At 36.3% G+C, this 23,646-nt stretch carries 17 protein-coding genes; 3 read left to right on the forward strand and 14 right to left on the reverse strand.

Annotation, left to right across the window (positions count from 1 at the left end; translation table 11 throughout):
- Positions 1-19: 19 nt before the first annotated feature.
- Entirely contained in the window at positions 20-676 is a 657-nt protein-coding gene (gene fsa, locus BZG01_RS05435; RefSeq protein WP_101308812.1) for a fructose-6-phosphate aldolase, read from the forward strand.
- 183 nt (positions 677-859) lie between these two features.
- Positions 860-1,471, forward strand: coding sequence for an L-threonylcarbamoyladenylate synthase (locus BZG01_RS05440; RefSeq protein WP_101308813.1), 612 nt, complete (start codon positions 860-862; stop codon positions 1,469-1,471).
- A 57-nt stretch (positions 1,472-1,528) separates the two neighbouring features.
- Here BZG01_RS05440 and BZG01_RS05445 read toward each other — a convergent pair whose 3' ends face one another.
- The 9 genes from BZG01_RS05445 to BZG01_RS05490 form a co-directional block, all read right to left on the reverse strand.
- On the reverse strand, positions 1,529-1,810 hold the full coding sequence (locus BZG01_RS05445) for a hypothetical protein (RefSeq protein ID WP_101308814.1): 282 nt from the start codon (positions 1,808-1,810) through the stop codon (positions 1,529-1,531).
- 224 nt (positions 1,811-2,034) lie between these two features.
- Positions 2,035-3,372 carry a TrkH family potassium uptake protein gene (locus BZG01_RS05455; RefSeq protein ID WP_218973012.1) on the reverse strand — a complete coding sequence of 446 codons (1,338 nt, stop codon included), beginning with the start codon at positions 3,370-3,372 and terminating at the stop codon, positions 2,035-2,037.
- A 168-nt stretch (positions 3,373-3,540) separates the two neighbouring features.
- Positions 3,541-4,989: a TrkH family potassium uptake protein gene (locus BZG01_RS05460; protein WP_101308817.1), complete on the reverse strand. Its 1,449-nt coding sequence runs from the start codon at positions 4,987-4,989 to the stop codon at positions 3,541-3,543.
- Positions 4,990-5,099: 110 nt separating this feature from the next.
- On the reverse strand, positions 5,100-6,440 hold the full coding sequence (gene trkA / locus BZG01_RS05465; RefSeq protein WP_101308818.1) for a Trk system potassium transporter TrkA: 1,341 nt from the start codon (positions 6,438-6,440) through the stop codon (positions 5,100-5,102).
- Between the two features lie 169 nt (positions 6,441-6,609).
- Positions 6,610-8,685: a ComEC/Rec2 family competence protein gene (locus BZG01_RS05470; protein ID WP_101308819.1), complete on the reverse strand. Its 2,076-nt coding sequence runs from the start codon at positions 8,683-8,685 to the stop codon at positions 6,610-6,612.
- Positions 8,686-8,813: 128 nt separating this feature from the next.
- Positions 8,814-9,842: a DUF6588 family protein gene (locus BZG01_RS05475; protein WP_143470842.1), complete on the reverse strand. Its 1,029-nt coding sequence runs from the start codon at positions 9,840-9,842 to the stop codon at positions 8,814-8,816.
- Between the two features lie 177 nt (positions 9,843-10,019).
- On the reverse strand, positions 10,020-10,574 hold the full coding sequence (def, locus tag BZG01_RS05480; RefSeq protein WP_101308821.1) for a peptide deformylase: 555 nt from the start codon (positions 10,572-10,574) through the stop codon (positions 10,020-10,022).
- Positions 10,575-10,611: 37 nt separating this feature from the next.
- Complete coding sequence (gene ruvX, locus BZG01_RS05485) at positions 10,612-11,034, reverse strand: Holliday junction resolvase RuvX (protein WP_101308822.1); 423 nt, start codon at positions 11,032-11,034, stop codon at positions 10,612-10,614.
- Between the two features lie 207 nt (positions 11,035-11,241).
- Entirely contained in the window at positions 11,242-12,012 is a 771-nt protein-coding gene (locus tag BZG01_RS05490; protein ID WP_143470843.1) for a hypothetical protein, read from the reverse strand.
- A gap of 151 nt (positions 12,013-12,163) precedes the next feature.
- On the opposite strand from BZG01_RS05490, the gene BZG01_RS05495 reads away from it, so the two are divergent.
- Positions 12,164-13,447 (forward strand): LVIVD repeat-containing protein, encoded by a 1,284-nt coding sequence (locus BZG01_RS05495; RefSeq protein WP_101308824.1) that lies wholly within the window; start codon positions 12,164-12,166, stop codon positions 13,445-13,447.
- A gap of 72 nt (positions 13,448-13,519) precedes the next feature.
- On the opposite strand, the gene BZG01_RS21535 is transcribed toward BZG01_RS05495, so the two are convergent.
- The 5 genes from BZG01_RS21535 to BZG01_RS05515 form a co-directional block, all read right to left on the reverse strand.
- Positions 13,520-13,684: a hypothetical protein gene (locus BZG01_RS21535; protein ID WP_180327232.1), complete on the reverse strand. Its 165-nt coding sequence runs from the start codon at positions 13,682-13,684 to the stop codon at positions 13,520-13,522.
- Positions 13,685-14,207: 523 nt separating this feature from the next.
- Positions 14,208-16,928 carry a pyruvate, phosphate dikinase gene (gene ppdK, locus BZG01_RS05500; RefSeq protein ID WP_101308825.1) on the reverse strand — a complete coding sequence of 907 codons (2,721 nt, stop codon included), beginning with the start codon at positions 16,926-16,928 and terminating at the stop codon, positions 14,208-14,210.
- Positions 16,929-17,248: 320 nt separating this feature from the next.
- Positions 17,249-18,262: a dihydroorotate dehydrogenase-like protein gene (locus tag BZG01_RS05505; RefSeq protein ID WP_101308826.1), complete on the reverse strand. Its 1,014-nt coding sequence runs from the start codon at positions 18,260-18,262 to the stop codon at positions 17,249-17,251.
- Positions 18,263-18,637: 375 nt separating this feature from the next.
- A complete protein-coding gene (gene nifJ, locus BZG01_RS05510; protein ID WP_101308827.1) occupies positions 18,638-22,177 on the reverse strand; it encodes a pyruvate:ferredoxin (flavodoxin) oxidoreductase in 3,540 nt (1,179 codons plus the stop codon).
- Positions 22,178-22,231: 54 nt separating this feature from the next.
- On the reverse strand, positions 22,232-23,419 hold the full coding sequence (locus BZG01_RS05515; protein ID WP_101308828.1) for an ATP-binding protein: 1,188 nt from the start codon (positions 23,417-23,419) through the stop codon (positions 22,232-22,234).
- Between the last annotated feature and the right edge of the window lie 227 nt (positions 23,420-23,646).

A 23,646-nucleotide genomic window follows, 5' to 3' on the forward strand; every position in this document is an offset into this window, starting at 1 on the left:
ACAAACTAAAAATCGTAAAATGAAGTTTTTTATCGACACAGCAAATCTTGATCAGATTAAAGAAGCGCAGGATTTAGGAATCCTTGACGGCGTTACCACTAACCCATCTCTTATGGCTAAGGAGGGGATTAAAGGGGAAGTAAACATCAAAAAGCACTATGTTGATATTTGCGAAATTGTAGATGGTGATGTAAGTGCTGAGGTTATTGCAACCGATTTTGAAGGAATGATTTCTGAAGGCTTGGAATTAGCCGCTCTTCATCCACAAATTGTTGTGAAAGTTCCTTGTACCAAAAATGGTATTAAAGCAGTAAAATACCTAAGCTCACAGGATATCAGAACTAACTGTACCTTGATATTCTCAGTAGGTCAGGCATTGTTGGCGGCTAAAGCGGGAGCAACATATGTATCTCCTTTTGTTGGCCGTTTAGATGATATTTGTACTGATGGTATTGACTTAATTCGTCAAATTGTGGATATGAACAGCTACTATGGTTTCGAAACTCAGGTTCTGGCTGCATCAGTTCGTCACACCATGCACATGGTTCAATGTATCGAAGCTGGTGCTGATGTTACAACCAGTCCTCTTAGTGCCATTACAGGTCTGCTAAATCACCCTTTAACCGATAAAGGTTTGGAGCAGTTCCTTGCTGATTACAACAAGCTAAATGGTTAAACATTAGATGATATTATAAAAAAGGAGTGCTTCGGTACTCCTTTTTTGTTTGTATCAAATCCAAATCCTGCAGCACTACAACCTCTTTCCTTTTCAAGCAACAAAATAAATAGGCATCAGTACATTAGCTATTTCAAAGAATCTTTTATCTTTATCATCCATAATAACCCAAAACCACTACAAATGCTTTTAAAATTGTATCCTGACAACCCCAACCATAGGGAATTCAGGAAAATTGCTGACATTTTAAAGGATGGCGGAATTATCATCTACCCAACTGATACCATCTATGCTATTGGCTGTGACATAAACAATAATAAGGCCATACAGAAGATTGCTAATTTAAAAGGAATAAATGCTGAACAAGCAAATTTTTCCTTAATCTGCAGTAGTTTGAGCAACCTCTCGGAATACGCCAAAGTTGACAATACAACCTTTAAAATGATGAAGAAAAATTTACCCGGAGCCTTCACATTTATCCTACAGGCAAGTAGTAATGTTCCTAAATTATTCAAGAGTAAAAAGAAAACTGTTGGTATTCGCGTGCCTGATCATTACATTCCGATAAGTATTGTTGAGGAATTAGGGAATCCAATACTAACCACTTCAATTCATGATCCGGATGAAGTTGTTGAATACACCACCGATCCTGAATTAATTCACGAGAAATACAGCAAACAAGTTGATCTTGTTATTGATGGAGGTTACGGCAGAAACACTGCTTCTACAATTGTTGACTGTACTACTGATTCTTTTGAAATTATCCGACCAGGAATTGGTGAGTTAATGCTATAAAACCAAACTTAAAAAGCAATGCCATCAACTGAATATTGACGGCATTGTTTTTAGTAATTATCTGGAAGCTGCAATCTCTGATGATCTCAGCAAACTAACGCGAAGAGCTATATGGCCGTCAGGCTTATTACCTATAAATTCGGGTCTGAATCCTGCTTCTTCGAGCTCTGACTTTACCAAACCTATCAACTCCGGACTTGCATTGTTAAAATGATGAGTTGCAACAATACTCCCCTTATTAAATTTACTCTCCAATTCGTCAAGAATTTTCCGCGTATCCTGCTTGTATTTTGTCATCTCTTTCTCAATTAGATGATTGTACTCTGTAATTTTTTTCATGTATTTTAATTATAATGTTATCCAAAATGAACAGAATGCAATATTAATTAAAATACATGAAAAATAATTACAAACAACATGCTAAAACCATTAAATTCTTACACGAACAAATGATTTTTAAACACAAAAATCATATTGACACACTTGCCAAAATAGCCCGCAACAAACATAACATATTAAGAATTGAGAATTGTATAACCGAAATAATTCTGCTGTTTGAACGCTTAATGTTTCCAAAAAGAAGGAGAAAATAATATTAGCACTGTAAATAATTCCAATCGACCCAGCAACATTAAAAAGGATAAAAACCATTTTGCCAATGCAGGCAGGTGAAAGAAATTTTCCATTGGCCCAACCTCACCAAATCCAGGACCAATATTACCAAGCGTTGTTGCCACAGCACTAAATGCTGAATAAATATCAGGAGTCCATAAAGACATTAATATGGAGGATATCATGAAAATGATAATATAAAAAACAAAAAATGCCAGAATGTTGGTAACTGTTTTTTGATCTACGACATGTCCGTTGTAACGAATTGGAATTACTGCATTTGGATGCACCAAACGTTTTAGTTCGTAAAAACTGTTTTTAAAAAGCAATAAAATCCGCACTACTTTTACACCTCCTCCTGTTGATCCGGCTGACCCTCCAACAAAGAACAATACAAAAACCAACATTCCTAAAAATGGTGTCCAAAGCAGATAATCGGCAGTTGCATAACCTGTTGTGGTTATAATTGAAACTACCGTAAACAAGCTGTCGCGAAATGCCCGCTCGAGCCCAAAATCATCTCCTACAACCAAAACAAGTGTAATAATACCAGTAAACAACAGAACTACCAATGCGTAAAAACGAAACTCCTCATCTTTAAACATCTTTGAAGCTTTTCCCGTTACCATCGCATAAGCAAGAGTAAAGTTGGTTCCGGCCACAAACATGAAAAAGATAATAACATATTGCAGATATGGGGATGTAAAGAAACCCGCACTGGCTTGTTTGGTTGAATAACCTCCTGTTGCCATAGTTGTTAACGAGTGGTTAATTGCATCAAAAAAATTCATTCCTCCAATAAAAAGCAGAATCGTTTCAGCGAAGGTAAACAGAATGTATAATCCCCATAAATTACGAGCAGTCTCTTTAATTCTGGGAGTTAATTTATCGGGTGCCGGACCGGGAACTTCAGCAATAAACAATTCTCGTCCTCCAATGCCTAAGGTTGGAAGTATTGCAAGAAACATCACAATGATCCCCATTCCACCCATCCATTGAGTAAGTGACCGCCAAAAAAGAATTCCGTGAGGCAATTCTTCAATATTATTAAGTATAGAAGAACCAGTAGTTGTGAAACCAGACATTGTTTCAAAAAAAGCATCAGTAACCGATGGAATAGCTCCGCTAAAAAGATATGGCAGACATCCAAATATTGAAAAAACCACCCAAACAATGCTTACGATAATATAGCCTTCCCGTTTCCCAAGGTCTTTTCCAACACCTTTTGAAAGCTTATAACTCATGCCGCCAACAGTAAAAGTAATCAGACCAGACTTCACGAAAGCCATACTATCAGATTCTTGATACAACAGCGAAACCAACAGTGACAGAAACAAGAAGAGGCTTTCCCCAATCAGGAGTTTACCAAGAATATTTAGAATTATTTTGTGCTTTACCACTTTGATTACCTTAATATTTAACCAAAGATATAATTCTAAGGTTTTTTTTAATAATATCTATTGATTCTTCCAAAAAGAAGGAATAAAAATAATTAAAAAGGTGAACAACTCTAATCTACCTAATATCATTAAAAATGAAAGTATCCATTTACCGGCTTCCGGCACTGAAGCAAAATTATTCATGGGTCCAACAACTCCCAATCCAGGACCAATTCCCCCCATAGTTGTTGCGACTGCCCCCATAGCCGAAATTAGATCCAAACCAATTAGTGTCATTGCAAAACAACCAATAAAAAAAACCATAATGTACAAAATAACAAAAGCCAGAATTTTAGAAATCACATCCTGTCCTACCATCTCTTTATTATAACGAACCGGTAATACTGCCGAAGGATGAATCATTCGCTTAAATTCCAGTATACTGTTTTTGAAGAGAAGTAAATGACGAAGAATTTTAACTCCTCCCGATGTAGAACCAACACAAGCGCCCGTAAACATCAAGCCAAAAATAAGAAACACCAAATACGGATGCCATTGTGTGTAATCAGCACTTACAAAACCGGTACTTGTAATTATAGAAGTAACTTGAAATAAAGCATCACGAAATGATTTCTCGAAAGGCCCGTGATCCAAATAGACCAAGGTCAAGGTAATTATACTTGTCACCAATATAATTAAACCGGCATATACTCTAAATTCCTCATTTTTCCAGACCTTTTTCAACCTTCCTTTTATTGCAAAGTAATGAAGAGTAAAATTTACTCCGGCTAAAAACATAAAAACAATAATCACATACTGGATGAAAGGAGAGTAATTAGCAATACTCGAATTTTTAGTAGAAAACCCACCTGAAGCTAATGTTCCGAATGAATGACAAACAGCATCAAACAAATCCATTTTTCCAAATACTAAAAATAAGGTTTCGACTGCAACCAAAAGCATGTATATACCCCAAAGACGTTGCGCTGTTTCTTTAATACGCGGGTGTAATTTATCAGTAGTAATACCTGCTGCCTCGGCATTAAACATAGCCATTCCTCCAATTCCAAAAACGGGTAAAACAGCAACAGTCAACACCAAAATCCCCATTCCTCCCAATAAATGAGTTAAAGACCTCCAAAATAAGATGCCATGAGGTAAGGCTTCTATATCATTCACAATTGAAGCTCCGGTAGTAGTAAAACCTGATATGGTTTCAAAAAACGCATCGGTGAAATTTGGAATATAGCCACCCAAAAGAAAAGGAAATGCACCAAAAACAGAGAATACTACCCAAACCAAGCTTACAACCAAAAATGCTTCCCGTTTGCCAATCTCTCTGCTGCCCCCTCGGGTATACAGATATACAATTCCCCCAAATATAAAGCAAATACCTGCAGATTGTACAAAGTATATAAAATCACCCTCTCCATATAAAAGGGCTACTGCGGAACTAATAATCAGGAAAAAGCTTTCCACGATCATTAAAACCGACATCACATAAAAAACAAATTTCCAGTTGAGCATTTCGAACCAGCTTATTTTACGATTTCCAAAAAGGAAAAATATTGTTTAAAATTCGTTCTGTAAAAAGATAAAAAAGAGCCTGCATTTACTTAATTCGGCTCTTAGTACTATTATTTGAAGAACTTCTCAACTTTTTTAATTGCAGACGGAAGAGTAAACACAACAACCTTATCATTCGCCTGAATTTGAGTTTCGCCTGTTGCAATAATACCTTCATCTTCCCTTATAATTCCACCAATATTGGCATCTTCCGGAAAATCCATATCCTTTAATATGCCTCTGGTAATTCTGGAATCGGGCTTAGCCACCAATTCAATAACCTCTGCCTCCGAAACAGTCAGCCATTTACAATGTTGAACATCAGCATCCATTGTAAATCGATAGATATAACTGGCAGCCAATAATTTTTTATTAATCATGGTACCAACACCAATATTATCAGCCAAATCGATATAATCAATATTTTCTACCTCCGCAATGGTTCTCTTCACCCCCATTTTTTTAGCCAACAAACAAGCTAAAATATTCGTTTCCGAATTTCCTGTAACAGCAACGAAGGCATCCATTTTGTGAATCCCCTCTTCTTTCAGTAATTCTTTATCACGGCCGTCTCCGTTAATAACCAAGGTATCCTGAAGTAAATCAGCAAGTTTTAAGCTTTTATCTTTATCAATTTCTATCAATTTAAGATTCATCTTCTTGCCCAGCTCCATTGCTGTTTTTTGACCAATACGACTTCCTCCCAAAATCATCGCATTTTTAATTTCATATTTCTCTTTTCCGGCAAGACTCATCACCCGTTCCATTGCATCGGGTTTGCTTACCACAAAAACTAAATCGCCACGGGAAAATCGATTGTGCCCTCTTGGGATGATCGTTGCATCTTCACGTTTTATGGCAACAGCTCTAAAATCCAAATCAGCAGTCATTTCAGCAACTTCAGCCATGGTTTTATCCATAAATACCGACTTGCTGCTTATTTTTATTCCATACAAAAGAAGTTTACCTCCTGAGAACTCATACAATTGTCGTGTTCCCGATCTGGATAAATAACTAATTACCTCTTTTGAGGCCAACCGCTCCGGATAAATCAATTCATCAATTCCCAAACTTTTAAGGTATTCTTTATTTTCAGGAATCAAATATTCTTGATTATCAATACGGGCAATTGTTCGAATGGCACCCAACTTTTTAGCCAGAATAGATGACGTTATATTGGTCTCCTCTGATTGAGTTACTGCAATAAAAAGATCTGCTTTTTTGACCCGAGCTTCTTTAAGATCATTTAGTGATGAACTTGACCCTACAATGGTTAATAAATCCAAATGGGAATCAATCTCCTTTAATTTCTCTTCATCACTATCCAATAAGATAATATCATGATCTTCATTACTCAGCATTTTCGCCAAGTGTATTCCTACTGCCCCTGCGCCGGCAATTACAATCTTCATAACTTTGTTCCGTTAAATAAATGGAATTCGAAGCGGCAAATTAACACATAATCAAGCAAAATCTAAAGCTATTTGTTAAAAATTATTAATTAGCCAAGCTCTCTAAATTACCAAAAGACTTTATGAAATCAAAGAGAGAATCCGAAAGCTTTTCTTTCAATGATGAAAGTTAATTCACAGTTGACAAAACACAAAAATAAGCTCCATTATTCTGTACATCAAAAAGATTCGTTTCACCCTCATTTTCCTTTGAAAGATATTTTTTCCGGTCGCCGCTATAAATTGAAGCATCAAGTATCATTTTACAATTTGGAAATTCTTTTGTTATCATTTTTTTAGATTGCAAACCTCCCAAACGCAAAATAATATAGTCTGGCTGAATTAATTTTAATATTTTCTCCAAATCATCATCCCTTTTTCCGATTATAGCAACAACATCTTTACCCATCAACTTAATATCGATAGCTCTTAATGTATCAAAGCTTATTTTATTAATATTTTCCTTCAGAACAAAAGGTTGAATTATTCTATCACTTATTTCTGATGACATTTTCCCATCAACCAAGAACAATCCTTTGCTTCCCTCAACAAAACCAATAACACTATGCCCTTTGGAATTAAAAACCAGCATTTCCTTTTTAGGAACCTGAAAAATTCGAATTGTAATTGGTAATTGAATGCCAATTAAAATTACTACAAATGCATAAACAGCTTTTTTTCGTTTAAAGGAAAGAAGCGCAATCAATGAAAAAAGAAGAAAATAAATAAACAGCAATTGATATTGACTTAAGGACAATTCTCTAATAACCGAACCTGGCAAAGCCTGAATTTTTACAATCAGAAAATTCATTCCTTCAACAAGATTTCGCAGTATCCACCCTAAACCTTCGGAAAGAATTCCAATTGGCGACAGAATAAGCAATAATGCAGAGAGATAAATAAGTATCCCTGCCATAGTTATTACGACATATCCGGAAAGTAAAAAGTAAGATGGAAACTGATGGAAGTAATAAATAGCCAAGGGAAATGTTCCTATTTGTGCAGCCAACGAAACCGTTGTAAGCTGCCATAACTTTTTCAAAATTGGATTTCCTATATAAAGAAGTTTATCGAACTGAGGTTGAAAAAACACAATACTTGCAACTGCCAGATAGGAGAACTGAAAACCCACTGTAAACAGTAAAAAAGGATCAATTAATAACAGAAAAAATGCCGATATAGCTAAGGAATTATAAATACTTCCGTCTCTTTTAAGCGCTTTTCCAATCACAATAAAACTAAACATGGTTGCTGATCTCATTACGGATGGGGACATTCCAGTCAAAAGTGCATAAGCCCAAAGCGTTAGTAAAAGAAGAATACCCTGCAAATGACGTCCGTATTTGAAACGAGCTAAAAATCGAATCAAATAATTCATGATCATATAAATAATCCCAACATGTAAGCCGGAAACCGCCAGAACATGCATGGCACCGGCATCAGCCCAAGTTCTTTTTATTTCCGGATCCATTCCGGTTTTGTATCCCAGCGTTAAGGCTGCCAGGATGTCAAAACTTTCATTTTGTATTCCATTTTTTCGGTAAATCGATAATAAATGATCCCTCCACTTTGAAGCCATCACTTTAATTGAAAAATCAGAAGCATTTCCTATCTGTTTCCATGATAAAGAGTCGGCGTAGGCAGAATACAAGATGTGTTGAGTTTTTAGATAAGACGCATAATCAAATTCATGCGGATTACCAGCGTTTTTTACTCTTTGAAATTCAGTTTTCAGTACAAGCAGATCTCCTATTCCAAGTTCTCTGGCTTCCGTGTTCTTTTGAAGGTAAATCATTGTTTTACCTGACACATTTTGCCACTTATCTGAAACTTTAATACTCTGAACATCCAATACAAAAGCAAAGCTCCTGCCCTTCTCTGCAGGTGTATCCAGCACCCTACCCTTTAAAATAATTTTAGATTTTGAAATGGGAAGATACATTTGGGACTGAATGTCATTGTAACGGATATTTCCAAAACCAAAACACAGAATAAATATAAAAAGACCAAATAAACTGCGTAATGAATATGATTTACGGAGTTTCTCACTTACTGCAAAAAGAAGAACTCCCAAAAGACCAAACAGAACAAGAATCCAAATTAAAATTTGAGGGATACCAACAATATCAGACAAAACAATTCCACACACCAATGGAAGTAAAAGCCGAAGAAAAGGATTTTTACGGAGCAACTCTCTAAAAGTCATTAATAATTCAATTTATGATTAATTGAATTTAGCACTAATCTTCTTAAAAAACAAATGCCCCTGTTCACTTCACAGGAACAAGGGCTTATTTATCTAATAAACAGAAAGCTGCAATACATTCAAAAAAATTATCTGAAACTGAATGCAATTCCTGCAGTAATCGTATTGTATTCTTGAAGAGTATAATCCCCGAATATTTTAAAGAAACCCAGATTTAATCGAGTCCCAATAGTTGCTCTTACACCGCTTGCCTTAAAATCAACAGAAACCGGATCGACTAAAGTACCGGCATCGCCACTAATGTTTGTATTCGCATCAGTATATTCTAATTTATATGTTCCCTTAACGTCTACATCCATTTTTGCTGTATTGTAACCAACTGCACCATAAAACTCAATCAATTTTAAATTCACCGAAGCAATTGCCTGAATTGTATAGGCATTGGTTGTAAATTCCATCAACTGACCATTTCCTTCAAAACCTGAATCTCCTTGAATATCATATTCCGCTGTCAGCTTGGTATAAGCGATCAATGCGGAAACATCCACCGGAGTTTTATCAATTTTCAAGATTTTCGTTAAGCTTTTCTGAATTCCAATACCAAACATTCCAACTTCTAAGTCAGATGATCCGACTTTAGGAAGGTATCTCAATTTTAAATCGGCATCAATTCCAGGAATTCCAATACCTACCTGCAATGTTGCTGTTGGAACTGCATTCATGGGTAAATCACTGCCAATACCATCGGGAACACTAAATTCAGCAACATCAAAACTTCCACCACCAGATTCAATTCTGGCAAGCAAAGTTTCATTATTATTTCCTCCCATTAAAGTTTGGATTTGAGCAGAATTCCCCCCACTTTTTAGACTAATATTATTGTAATCACTTGCAACAAATTGAAACACTTCGTCTTTTCCTGGAACCTTTGCCAAATTGGCAACAAAAGTGATATCAAAGCCTAATTTCTTGTGAGTTCGACCAGTTGAATACCAACCATTATTTAATCCGTACATAAAACCTTTAGCAACCGGATTCACATAATTTTCAGTCAATTTAGATGCGTCTTCTGTTCCTGCCAATAAGAATTGTTCAATATCCTGGGATTTACCTAAAAATGGAACAAGAAAAATAAGTAGTAGTAATAATTTTTTCATCATCAGAGATTTAAGTTAGTTTATCTGTCAACATCTGCTAATACGGAGGTTTCTAGTATTTGTTTAAATAAATTATAGATATTCTGCAGCACAACACCTATTTTCAGGATTTCCCTAAAAATATAAACAAACCGTTTCCAAATAAAAAAACCCTACCGAAATGGTAAGGTTTTGAAATTATTTTGCGAGTGTAAATCGATATTTAGCTTTAAAAATTCCTTTCGATATACCTGTTAACTTTCCTTTTAAGAGCCTCTTTTTTAAAGGTGCACAATGATCAGTAAACATGATGCCGTCCAAGTGATCGTATTCATGTTGAATAACCCGGGCTGCATATCCCGAATACTCCTCTTCATGAAATTCCCAATTCTCATCGTAATACTCAATTTTAATGGTTTCGGGACGTACAACATCTTCGTTTATGCCAGGAATACTCAAACATCCTTCAGACATTGACCATTCCTCTCCAGTACGTTCAGTAATTTTCGCATTAATGAACATTTTCTTAAATCCTTCCAATTCAGGTTCATCTTCGGCAAAAGAAGAACAGTCGAGCACAAACATTCTTATTGACCGTCCTACTTGCGGAGCTGCTAATCCAACTCCATCGGCAAAATACATGGTTTGCCACATGTCATCCATAAATTTCTGTAATTCAGGATAATCCTTATCAATATCTTTAGCGACCTTCCTTAAAACAGGATGACCGTAAATGGTAATCGGTAAAATCATTCTTTTCTCTCTCTAATTATCTAAATCCAAATAAATCCTAAAACAGATTCCTTTTGGTTTCCATATACGACTGCAATATAATAGCAGCACTCACTTTATCAATCATTGCTTTATCTCTTCTTGCCTTTTTTCCTAAGCCACCATCAATCATGGTTTGAAAAGCAATTTTAGAGGTAAACCGTTCATCTACCAATTCGATTGGCATTTCGGGAAACTTCTTTTTTAATTGCCCCAAAAAAGGCTTTAGATATTTTACAGATTCACTATCCTCATTATTCATTTGTTTTGGATAGCCCACAACAATACATTCAACCTCTTCTGTCTGAAAATATTTCTCCAAATAAGTCAATACATCTTTTGCTGCAACAGTATCCAAACCATTTGCAATAATCTGAAATGGGTCTGTAACAGCCAGCCCAACCCGTTTTCTTCCGTAATCAATCGCTACAATTCGTGCCAAATTTCTTATTTAAACTAATTTTGAATTGCAAAGATATAAGAAACTGATTAAATTTTATCTATTTCTACAAAAATGAGGAGATAAGAAGCTTATATAGAGAAAAATTTTACCATACATAGCACTAAATAAAAAAAATCAGGACTCATCCTGATTTTATTTTTGAAAGTAAATATGATCTCCGAAACAATTCTAACCCAGAGGACTTTTTTAGAAAATTATACCAACATGAATAGAAAGTCGATTAATTTCATTTCTTAAATATTCCGTATCGTCTGTATATGTGTTGTGCCATTTTTGCTCCATTTTCTGAAATCGATAACCAATATTTAAAGTAAAATTAGTTTTAGAGCTATTTCCTAACACAAAACCAATTCCAGGGTTAATCAACCAGCCACCTTTGGAATCAATATCATTATTCCCATAATAGTAATTTTGCTCATCCTTATCTTCCAGCGCGAATGAGTATCCCGACTGACAAAACAAAAAGGATTTAATTCCTTTAATTCTGGTATAATATTTAATCTCTCCGAACAAAGGCATTTGCGCCTCATCAAAAGACTCATAACCAACACCTGCGCCCAGAGAAATCCCATTTTTAAGCAAATAACTTCCCGATAGTAACATACTAAAAGGAGCATTGTTTTTATTATCTTTATTTCCAATCAGTGCCCCCATGCGAACTTCATAAAACATTCCCTCATTCTTCATGGGAAGACTATCCTTAGCCGTTTTTTGCATTCTTTTAGCCTCAAAGCGTATATCCGCAATATCTTCCATATCGAACTTCCAAAAATTCTTATCTCTGGTCTCCAGTTCAATAAATTCACCAGGAACTTGTCTGACAATTTTCCCTTTCAGAACGTTACCATTTTTTAAGGTAACTACATCTACATTTCTCTGTGCCATTGTGCCGGCAACAGATAATATAACGAGAGCCATTATTAAAATTGGCTTAATTAATACGATAGGAGTCTTCATAATCATGGTTTTGTTTTTCTTATTGATGATGCATCACGGAAATGGTTGCGTTGAATAAAACAATAAAAATGAAATAGAAGAACGCAACCCTCTGAACCTATTTGCATCATGAAATAAAACAAACCATTAAATCGGTTTTAAATAAATTCACATGAAAACTATAAAACATTTCGCCTTCCTATCTGTGCTTATTTTACTATGTACAGTAATTTGGTCTTGCGAAGATAAATTAGAGCATGAATACACAATAAATGAACCTGTATACCTGCCAACTGAAGAGTTTAAGAGTGCTGTTAAGACAGAAAGTGCCAAAGAAATGTTGGTTACCGGAAAAATCTATTTCTATCAAGATTATATTTTAGTAAATGAGAAATTCGAAGGAATTCATGTTATCGATAATTCGGATCCAACCAAACCGATCAACTCAAAATTTATCTCTATTCCCGGAAACATCGACATGGCAGTAAAAGATGATGTTTTGTATGCTGACTCTTACACCGACTTAATTGCAATAAACATCAGTGATATCAATACCATTTCAATAGAAAAACGATTCGCCGATATTTTCCCTTTTTCTTTACCACCAACCGACAATAATTACCGAATTGGGCAAATTGATCCTGAAAAAGGCGTAGTAGTTGGTTGGAAAGTGAAAAGAATCAGTGAAAAATACGAGGAACCTAAATACTATCCTTACTATGATGATGTAATGTTTTCAGACGCATCAAACTCTGCAGGTGTTAAAGCTACTGGTGGTGGAACGGGAAAAGCCGGCTCTATGGCTAAATTCATGATAAATTCGAACACCCTTTATACGCTTGACTCCAGCTCATCACTTCGATTGTTTGACATCTCCAATCCGGATCAAATATCGAAAAATGGACAATTAAACGTTGGATGGGGAATGGAAACATTATTTGTTCATGAATCAAACCTCTTTATAGGAGCTAGAAATGGCATGTATATTTTCGATATCACAAACCCATTTTCACCCCAATTGGTTTCTCAATATTCTCATTTTATGAGTTGCGCCCCAGTGGTGGTGCACAATGATTTGGCATACATCACACTTCGTGCTGGAAATTTTTGCGGACAAAATACCAGTCAGCTGGATGTTGTCGACTTGAGTGACATCACTGCTCCCACATTGCTAAAATCATACAGTATGGAAAATCCGTACGGATTGGGTATTGATGATGATATGTTGTTTGTTTGCGATGGAACTGCCGGATTGAAGATTTACGATGCCTCGGATCCCTTAAATTTAGGTTCCAATTTAGTGAAAGTATACTCTGATATGAATCCTTATGATGTTATTCCTTTGGGCAATGTACTGGTTGTTATCGGAACGGAAGGTTTGTTTCAATACGATTACTCGGATATTAATAACATTCAATTACTTAGTTATATTACCATTGCTGCAAAAGTAGATTAAACCATTAACTTCAATAAACAACAAAGCTTGCTTCATTTGAGGCAAGCTTTTCTTTTCGTTGGAAATAGCAGCCTATTCTTTATTACCACCCAATAGGCGAATTACCTGCAGAATCTCACTAATCTGAACCAATCGATCGATTTGAATACTTGTTTTTTTAAAGGTGTTGCAGATGCCGTTTAGGCTTAAACCAAGTTTTTTAGCCATTGCAGATATGCTCACTTCCTGCTTTTTCATTTCTGATAAGATCAGCTCTCGTTGATAGGGGTAGTTTTATTCGAAGTCATACTTAAATGCATCGATTATATTTTACATTTTGTAATAACTATTCGACTTAAACGGTAATTAATTATCCTATTATGGTAATAAAATACACTTATACTGAAATATATTACAGTAATAGTTTCTTAGCTTACAATTATATGGTGTTAGAATATATTAATATGGTGATAGATTACATTCCTATGGTAGTATAATGCATTCCTATGGTGGTAGTATTCGTTATTCATAAATAATATTTGACTAATTACTGATATGGGTAATTGGGTTAGGGATTGAAGAGGAAACCCCACAGCGATGCTAAAATTGACAAATAGGTGAAATTGTGATTCTAAAGAAGAATGCCGGTAAATTAACTAAAGATAAGAACCTGAGCGAGGAGTTGGAACGAAAAGCCCGCCCTGAAAGTGAACCCCCTGATTATAAAACACGAAAGGCTGCCCCGAGGGACAGCCTTTCTATATATTGAGAATGAATTCTCTTAGTTTTGCTTCAAGTTTGCTTGAGCTGCAGCTAAACGTGCAATAGGTACACGGAAAGGAGAACAAGAAACGTAATCCATACCCACTGAGTTACAGAACTCAACTGAAGATGGCTCACCACCGTGCTCACCACAGATACCTAATTTGATATCAGGACGAGTAGATTTTCCTTTTTCACAACCCATACGTACTAATTGACCGATACCTTCCTGATCCAATACTTGGAAAGGATCGTGCTTAAGGATACCTTTTTCAATATAGATTGGTAAGAATTTACCAGCATCATCACGAGAATAACCGAATCCCATTTGAGTCAAGTCATTTGTTCCGAAAGAGAAGAATTCAGCATACTCAGCAATTGCATCAGCAGTAAGAGCCGCACGAGGAATCTCAATCATAGTACCTACTAAGAAATTAACTTCAACACCTTTCTCAGCGAAAACAGCAGCTGCAGTTTCTCTGATGATAGCTTCCTGCATTTGGAATTCTTTCAAAGTTCCGATTAATGGAACCATGATCTCTGGTTTAGGATCTTTTCCTTTAGCTTTCAAATCACAAGCAGCTTCGATAATAGCACGAGCCTGCATTTCAGTGATTTCAGGATAAGTGTTACCTAAACGACAACCTCTGTGACCTAACATTGGGTTGAATTCATGTAGAGACTCAACTTTTGCTTTCACGATAGATACATCGACACCTAATTTTTCAGCCATTTCAATTTGAGAATCCTCATCGTTAGGAGTAAACTCGTGCAATGGTGGATCCAGTAAACGGATAGTTACACCAAAACCGTCCATAGCTTCCAAAATTCCCGAGAAATCTTCACGTTGAACAGGAAGTAACTTAGCTAAAGCAGCTTTACGACCTTCCACATTTTCTGCAAGAATCATCTCACGCATTTTCCAAATCTTATCGCCTTCGAAGAACATATGCTCTGTACGACAAAGACCAATACCTTTAGCTCCGAATTCACGGGCAGCTTTAGCATCAGCAGGAGTATCAGCGTTAGTACGAACGTACATACGAGTGTTGTTCTCTGCAACTTCCATCAATTTACCAAAATCACCATCTAATGAAGGAGTGATAGTCGCAACTTTACCTTCGTAAACTTTACCGGTAGTACCGTTCAATGAGATAAAATCACCTTCTTTAAAATCAACTCCATTGATAGTCATTGATTTTCCTGTTACCAAAACACCAGCAGCAGAAGAAATACAACATTTACCCATACCACGTGCAACTACAGCAGCGTGAGAAGTCATACCACCACGTTCAGTTAAAATACCTTCCGCAGCGTACATACCTTTCAAATCTTCAGGAGAAGTTTCGCGACGTACCAAGATTACTTTTTTACCTGCAGCAGCCCACTCTTCAGCAACTTCAGCAGAGAATACGATTTGACCAGTAGCAGCACCCGGAGAAGCTGGAAGACCTTTAGAAAGTTCTTTTGCAGCATCAATAGCTGATTGCTCAAATACAGGGTGAAGTAATTCATCCAATTTGTTAGGCTCCTGACGTAAAATTGCAGTTTTCTCATCAATCATACCTTGAGCTAACATATCAACAGCCATTTTTACCATAGCTGCACCAGTACGCTTACCATTACGGGTTTGCAACATCCAAAGTTTACCATCCTGAATGGTGAACTCCATATCCTGCATATCAGAATAATGATCTTCTAATTTTTGTTGAATTGTATTCAATTCGTTATATAGTTTAGGCATAGCTTCTTCCATAGAAAGGAATTCAGCTTGACGAACTTCTTCAGAAGTACCGTTACGTTCAGCCCAACGCAATGAACCAACTTTAGTAATCTCAAGAGGAGTACGAACACCTGACACAACATCTTCACCTTGTGCGTTGATCAAATACTCACCGTTGAATTGGTCTTCACCGGTAGCAGCATCACGAGAGAAACAAACTCCTGTAGCAGAAGTATCGCCCATGTTACCATATACCATAGCCTGTACGTTTACAGCAGTACCCCACTCAGAAGGAATATTTTCCATTTTACGGTAAAGAATAGCTCTTTCAGTATTCCATGAATCGAATACAGCACAAACAGAACCCCAAAGCTGATCCCAAGGATTAGTAGGGAAATCAACACCAGCGTGCTCACGAACTACTGCTTTGTAACCTTCAACAAGATTTTTAAGGTCTTCAACAGTTAATTCTGTATCAACTTTATATCCTTTAGCTGCTTTTAACTCATCCAAAACAACTTCGAATGGGTTGTGATGACCTTCTTCAGCCTCAACACCCATAACTACATCACCGTACATGTGAATGAAACGACGATATGAATCGTAAGCAAATTTTTCGTTACCTGATTTTTCAGCAACAATTTTCACGGTATCATCATTCATACCAAGGTTTAGAACAGTGTTCATCATACCTGGCATAGAAGCACGAGCACCAGAACGAACTGATACCAACAATGGAAACGAACCATCTTTAGCATCGAATTTAGCGTTCATTGCAACTTCTGTATCTTTCACAGCAGCTTCAACTTGTTCTTTAATCATTGCTACAACAGCATCTTTTCCAAGATTGTTGTAATCAGTACAAACTTCAGTAGTGATAGTGAAACCTGCAGGTACAGGAACACCAATTAGGTTCATTTCAGCAAGGTTAGCACCCTTACCTCCAAGCAAATTCTTCATGTCTGCTTTACCTTCGGCCTTACCGTCACCAAAAGTATAAACGTACTTAGTACTCATAATTATCGCTTTTTAGTTTTAATGTTATTTTCATGCAATAAATTAAAGCATTCAATAACAATTATATATTAACTTATAATCTTTAAAAACATAAATTTTCAAGACATTATTCAATAATACGCCCTGAAAATTGTACACAAAAGTAGTGTTCTTTTTTTTAAAAAGGAAGTAAAGGACTGACAATCTAACTGTCTTTTTCCAAATGATTTAGACTTTTATTTTTCAAACGTTTGCAGCGCATTTACACACTCTTTTACGGAAGGTTATTCCATAAAAACAGCCGATCTTTTGATCGGCTGTTTCATCAAATTATCAAACCTTTATCTCATTGGATACTTATTAATTATTTCTTCAGGATGAAGAATAAAATCCAAATATTGTGCTCTGTAATAAATATCAGAAGCTTTTAATTCATTATCGGACAGTTTACCTCTGAATTCGTCAATACTTTTGTATCCCTTTTTATCCATCCACTGCTCCAGTTCCGAAAGAACCTGTGCGATGTATGAAGGATCATTCTTGTAAAGTGCACTAACCATCTGAACAACACCGGCACCACTCAGCAGCATTTGTACAACATCTTCTGCTGTGTAGAGTCCATTTGTCCCGCATAACCCGCCGGCAATCTTTTTATATAACAAACCAACATAACGTAATCCCAATTTATAATCCCCTTGATGACTCAAATTAAAATTAGTGACATGACGCTCTGTATGAATATCAATTTCCGGTTGAAATAAACGATTAAACAATACAAAAGCAGAAGCTCCAGCCTGATCTAAACGATTCACAAAATTCAATGTATTTGTATAGTACGGACTTAACTTTATACAAAAGGGAATTGACAATCTCTTTTTAAGAGTTTTAACAATTTCCACTTTCTCATCTTCCAATTGAGCGGCTGTTTTATCTACAGTCCCCGGCATTTGGTAAAAATTCAATTCCAAAGCATCCACCCCGGCATCTTCCAATTGCTTGGCGTAATCGAACCAGGTAACATCGTAAATACAATTTAAACTGGCAATTACAGGAATACTAACTGCCTTCTTTACATCAGACAACTTCATGATATGAGCCTTGGCACCAGCATGCTCAATTGCAGGGAAAATGGAGGTCATTTCTGCATTTCTATCTGTGTACTCATCAAGTTCGTCGGCTAATTGCGCTCGTTCCATTTGAATTTGCTCTTCGAAAAGAGATTTGTAAACAATTGCTGCGGCTCCCGCTCTTTCCAATTCCTGAGCTCCTTCTACGGTAGCCGAAAGGGTGCATGCTCCAACAATTATGGGATTTTTAAGTTGCAATCCCATGAATTCAACGTTTAAATTTGCCATATTATTTTCGATTTTAAATTTCTGTTCTTACTAAATTTAATAAATGAACTTGATATATTCAACCAAAAATCAAATTTAATAATCTGAAAATCAATATAAAACAATTTAAAGCCCACAAATAAAGGACTTGCGAGTCTTATTAGAAATAATACAACTAAAAAAAATCCCGTCTCCTAATTATCCTCTCATTTCAATACCTACAGATTATATCAGCTGGGACGTACTAATATAGTCTGATCATGTTACACTTCTCTTTATACAACATAATAAGCAGAGAGGCATCAAGCAAATATTTCTATTGGTCACAATCCCTAAACACGCATAAAAAAAGGGGCTCCAAACTGGAACCCCTTCACTATATATTCAGAATAATGCTTACTCTTCAGTATAATCCAAAGAAGCCTGACGCTTATATGTTTTATATCTCCACTTAGCATTCTCTTCTGCAGCAACAAACAATTCTTTCGCTTGCTCTGGGAATGATTTCTGTAATGAAGTGTAACGAACTTCACCCAATAGGAAATTCTGGAAATTCTCCCAAACAGGCTCTTTTGAGTCAAGAACAAATGGGTTTTTACCTTCATTTTCCAAGGCTGGATTGTTACGATACAAATGCCAGTAGCCTGCTTCAACAGCTTTCTTCTCTTCTGTTTGTGATTTACCCATAGATGCTTTCAATCCGTGAGAGATACAAGGAGAATAAGCAATAATCAAAGAAGGTCCCGGATAAGCTTCAGCTTCTTTAACAGCTTTCATGTATTGAGCTTGATTTGCTCCCATAGCCACCTGAGCTACATAAACATATCCGTAAGACATTGCTATCATACCAAGGTCTTTCTTTCTGATACGTTTACCGGCAGCAGCAAATTTAGCAACAGCACCAACTGGAGTTGCTTTAGAAGCTTGTCCACCTGTGTTAGAGTAAATCTCAGTATCCATTACCAATACATTTACATCTTCACCTGAAGCCAATACGTGATCCAATCCACCGAATCCGATATCATAAGCCCAACCGTCACCACCAAAAATCCATTGAGATTTCTTAATCAGGAAGTTTTTAAGATCAAGAACTTCTTTGGCAACAGGATGAGTTTCATTTGCAAGAGCAGACTCAACTTTAGCCGAAGCTTCTATTGACAACTCACCGTTATCTTTATTCTCTAACCATTCAGTAAAAGCCGCTTTTGTTTCAGCATTTACAGCATCCATTGCAACTTCCATACGAAGAGCGATACGGTTACGCATTTTACGTACACCTTCGTTCATACCAAAACCAAACTCAGCATTGTCTTCGAATAATGAGTTAGCCCAAGCCGGACCTTTACCACTCTTATTGTTTTTACAATATGGAGTTGCAGGAGCAGAACCACCGTAAATAGAAGAACAACCTGTTGCATTTGCAACCATCATTCTCTCACCAAACAATTGTGTAATTAACTTGATGTATGGAGTTTCACCACAACCAGCACAAGCTCCTGAGAACTCGAATAACGGCTGAGCAAATTGTGAATTTTTCACGTTATTTTTAGGCAGCAAATCTTTGTAACCTACTTTTTCGTCCATATAATGCCATCTGTCTTTCTCAATCATTTGAGATTCTAAAGGCTTCATCTCCAAAGCTTTTGCTTTAGGAGCAGGACAAACATCAGCACAGTTACCACAACCAGTACAATCTTCAACAGCTACTTGAATTCTGAAATGTAAACCTTTCAATTCTTTACCTGTTGCAGGCTTAACGGCAGTTCCGGCAGGAGCTGCAGCTAATTCCTCTTCAGTTAGAATGAACGGACGAATTGCAGCATGAGGACAAACGTAAGCACACTGGTTACACTGGATACAAGTTTCTTCTTTCCATTCAGGAACATGAACAGCAACACCACGCTTCTCAAACTTAGTTGTACCTGCAGGGAAAGTTCCGTCTTCACGACCTGTGAAAGCAGAAACCGGAAGATCATCACCTTTTTGAGCATTCATTGGATCACAAACCTCAGCAATAAACTTAGGGCGATTATTTGTAGTTGCAGCTTCTTTCTCTTCAGGTAAGTTTTTCCAATCAGCAGAAACTTTAACTTCAACAACATTTTCTCCACCAGCATCAACAGCTGAGAAGTTCATATTTACAACTTTTTCACCTTTGTTACCATACGATTTAACAATCGCTTTCTTCATTTCTTCGGCAGCCTTTTCGAAAGGAATCACATTTGTGATTTTGAAGAATGCAGCCTGCATAATGGTATTGGTACGGTTACCAAGACCAAGATCCTCGCCCAGTTTTGTACCGTTGATAATGTAGAATTTAATCTCATTTTCAGCCAAGTACTTTTTCATGTGATTTGGAAGATTCTTAACAGTCTCTTCTGCATCATAAATTGAGTTCAATAAGAAAGAACCACCTTTTTTCAATCCTTTTAGCACATCGTAAAGATATACATAAGCAGGAACGTGACATGCAACGAAGTCAGGAGTAGTTACCAGATATGTTGAGCGGATTGGTTCATCACCAAAACGAAGGTGAGAAGCAGTAAATCCACCTGATTTTTTAGAATCGTAAGCAAAGTATGCCTGGCAATATTTATCAGTTGAACCACCAATAATTTTAATCGAGTTTTTGTTGGCACCTACAGTACCATCAGAACCCAAACCATAAAATTTCGCTTCGTAAAGAGACTCTGAATTCATCTTAACCTCTGGTAACATTGGAAGTGAAGTAAAAGTCACATCATCAACAATACCTAAAGTGAATTGATTTTTAGGTTCGTTCATTGCAAGATTTTTGTAAACTGCAACAATTTGAGATGGAGTCACCTCTTTTGAACCTAAACCATAACGTCCGCCAATCACCATTGGAGCATTCTCTTTTCCGTAGAAAACTTCTCTTACGTCAAGATACAATGGTTCTCCGTTAGCACCGGTTTCTTTAGTACGATCAAGTACACAAATACGTTTTACTGATTCTGGAATAACGCTTAAGAAATGTTTGGCTGAGAATGGACGGTACAAATGAACACAAACAAGACCAACTTTTTCGCCGTTTGCCATTTTATAGTCAACCGCTTCTTTAATGGTTTCGTTTACAGAACCCATTGCAATAATGATATTTTCAGCATCAGCAGCACCATAATACATGAAAGGCTTGTATTCTCTTCCTGTAATTTTGGTCATTTCCTTCATGTAGTCAGCTACAATATCCGGAACCGCATTGTAAAATGGGTTAGCAGCTTCGCGAGACTGGAAGTAAACATCAGGATTCTGAGCAGTACCTCTTGTTACAGGAGATTCCGGATTTAAAGCACGATCACGGAAAGCCTGAAGAGCCTCTTGATCAACAAGATCTCTCATGTCTTCCATATCAACAGCTTCAATTTTTTGAATTTCGTGAGATGTACGGAATCCATCGAAGAAGTTCATAAAAGGAACTCTTGATTTAATTGCAGTTAAGTGAGATACTGCAGAAAGATCCATTACTTCCTGAACCGAACCTGAAGCCAACATAGCGAAACCTGTCTGACGTGCAGAATATACATCAGAATGATCTCCAAAAATACTCAATGCCTGAGCAGCAAGAGCACGGGCACTAATATGAAATACACATGGCAATAATTCACCAGCGATTTTATACATGTTAGGAATCATTAATAATAATCCCTGAGATGCAGTATAAGTAGTTGTTAATGCACCAGCTTGTAATGCACCGTGAACAGCACCTGCAGCACCGGCTTCAGATTGCATTTCTACTAATTGTACTGTTTCTCCAAATAGATTTTTACGTCCTTGTGCAGCCCACTCATCAACATTCTCAGCCATTGGCGAAGATGGGGTGATTGGGTAAATACAAGAAACCTCACTAAACATATATGCTACGTGAGCGGCAGCGGCATTACCATCACAGGTAATGAATTTTTTTTCTCTTGCCATTTTACTCCTCCGATTAAATTTTATTATTTGGTATTTTATTTTCTATCTAATTCTTTAATACAAAAAGCCGAACAACCAAAGAGGTATTTTATTTCCCTCTCCACGTTCTATCATATCGGCAGCAATAAAAAAGTCTTCTGTTCTAAATTTCGATTCAGACGTATCATCACTACCTGTAATTTCAAAATTAAATTTATCATTCACTAAAAAATGACCTCTGTCGGTGCTTGTAATGCTTCTGTTAGGTCCCACCTGATTGTAAAAGAAAGTTTCCCTTAGATTACTTTCATTTACATTTTCCGGTGCAATTGCATATAATAAATTCGTATTGTGCAGATAAACTTTATTTGGTTTCTTCGACGCATCGTTAAAACTCCCCTGAGAATTCAACAAACGAATTAATCTGGCATTCTTTAAATACTTCAAATAATTCATAATTGTAGCTCTGGATGTTTCTACATCGTTTGCCAGCTTACTTACATTTGGTTGAAAAGGAACATTACAGGAAATAATATATAGAAGTTTCTTTAACTTGGACAGGTATTTTAGTTCAATTTGGTTTAAGTAAGTGATATCAAATTCTAAAATCAAATTGATCATCTTCAAAAGATTATCCATAAAGCTTTTCTCCTCCTGATAACAAGGATAATATCCAAACCTCAGGTAATCATTGAAATAAGCTAACGGACGAACCTTGCCAAGAATTTCTTCAACAATTCCCTCATGATTCTCTAACAGTTCTTCCAGTGTGTAGCGAGTAAATTGATTTCCCGACTCATAATTTAAAAATTCTCTAAATGACAAGCCATTTAGGTAATAGACATTCACACAATTTTTCAAATCTTCATTCGTCTTAATCCGAAGAATTGATGAACCGGTAAAAATAATCTTTAAATCGGGATACTGCTCGTAACAAGTTCGCAGACCTTTTGCCCATTCCGGGTATTTATGAATCTGATCGAGAAGCAATATTTTACCTCCTCTTTTGTAAAATTCATCAATAAAAGGAACTAATCCTTTCTCAGTAAAGAATAAATTGTTTAGGTTGATGTATAAGCAATTCTTATCGTTGGCATGGTGCTCACGAATATAATCCAATAAAAAAGTTGTTTTCCCAACTCCTCTGGATCCTTTAATGGCTATCAAACGTTGTGACCAATCAATTTCATCAGCCAACTCACGTCTAATGGTGCCTTTCTTATGCTTCAACAAACTATTATGAGTCTGTACTAAAGTGTTCATTTTCTGTCGAATTTACTTCGCAAATTTATAGAATAAAAGCGGCATTTTGCAATCTAGAGATTACAAAAAGCTTTTCTTTTTGCTATTTATACTTATTTAAAATAAGATACCACAAATCGATAAATTGCTAGTTATAAGAATACTAAGCTAAAATACATTTTTAAAACTAGTCTTATTCATTTATGAAATTTCATTGTAAATTAACACTTTAAGTTTAACACAAAAAG

The sequence above is a fragment of the Labilibaculum manganireducens genome (genome assembly GCF_002843385.1).
Lineage (GTDB): Bacteria > Bacteroidota > Bacteroidia > Bacteroidales > Marinifilaceae > Labilibaculum > Labilibaculum manganireducens.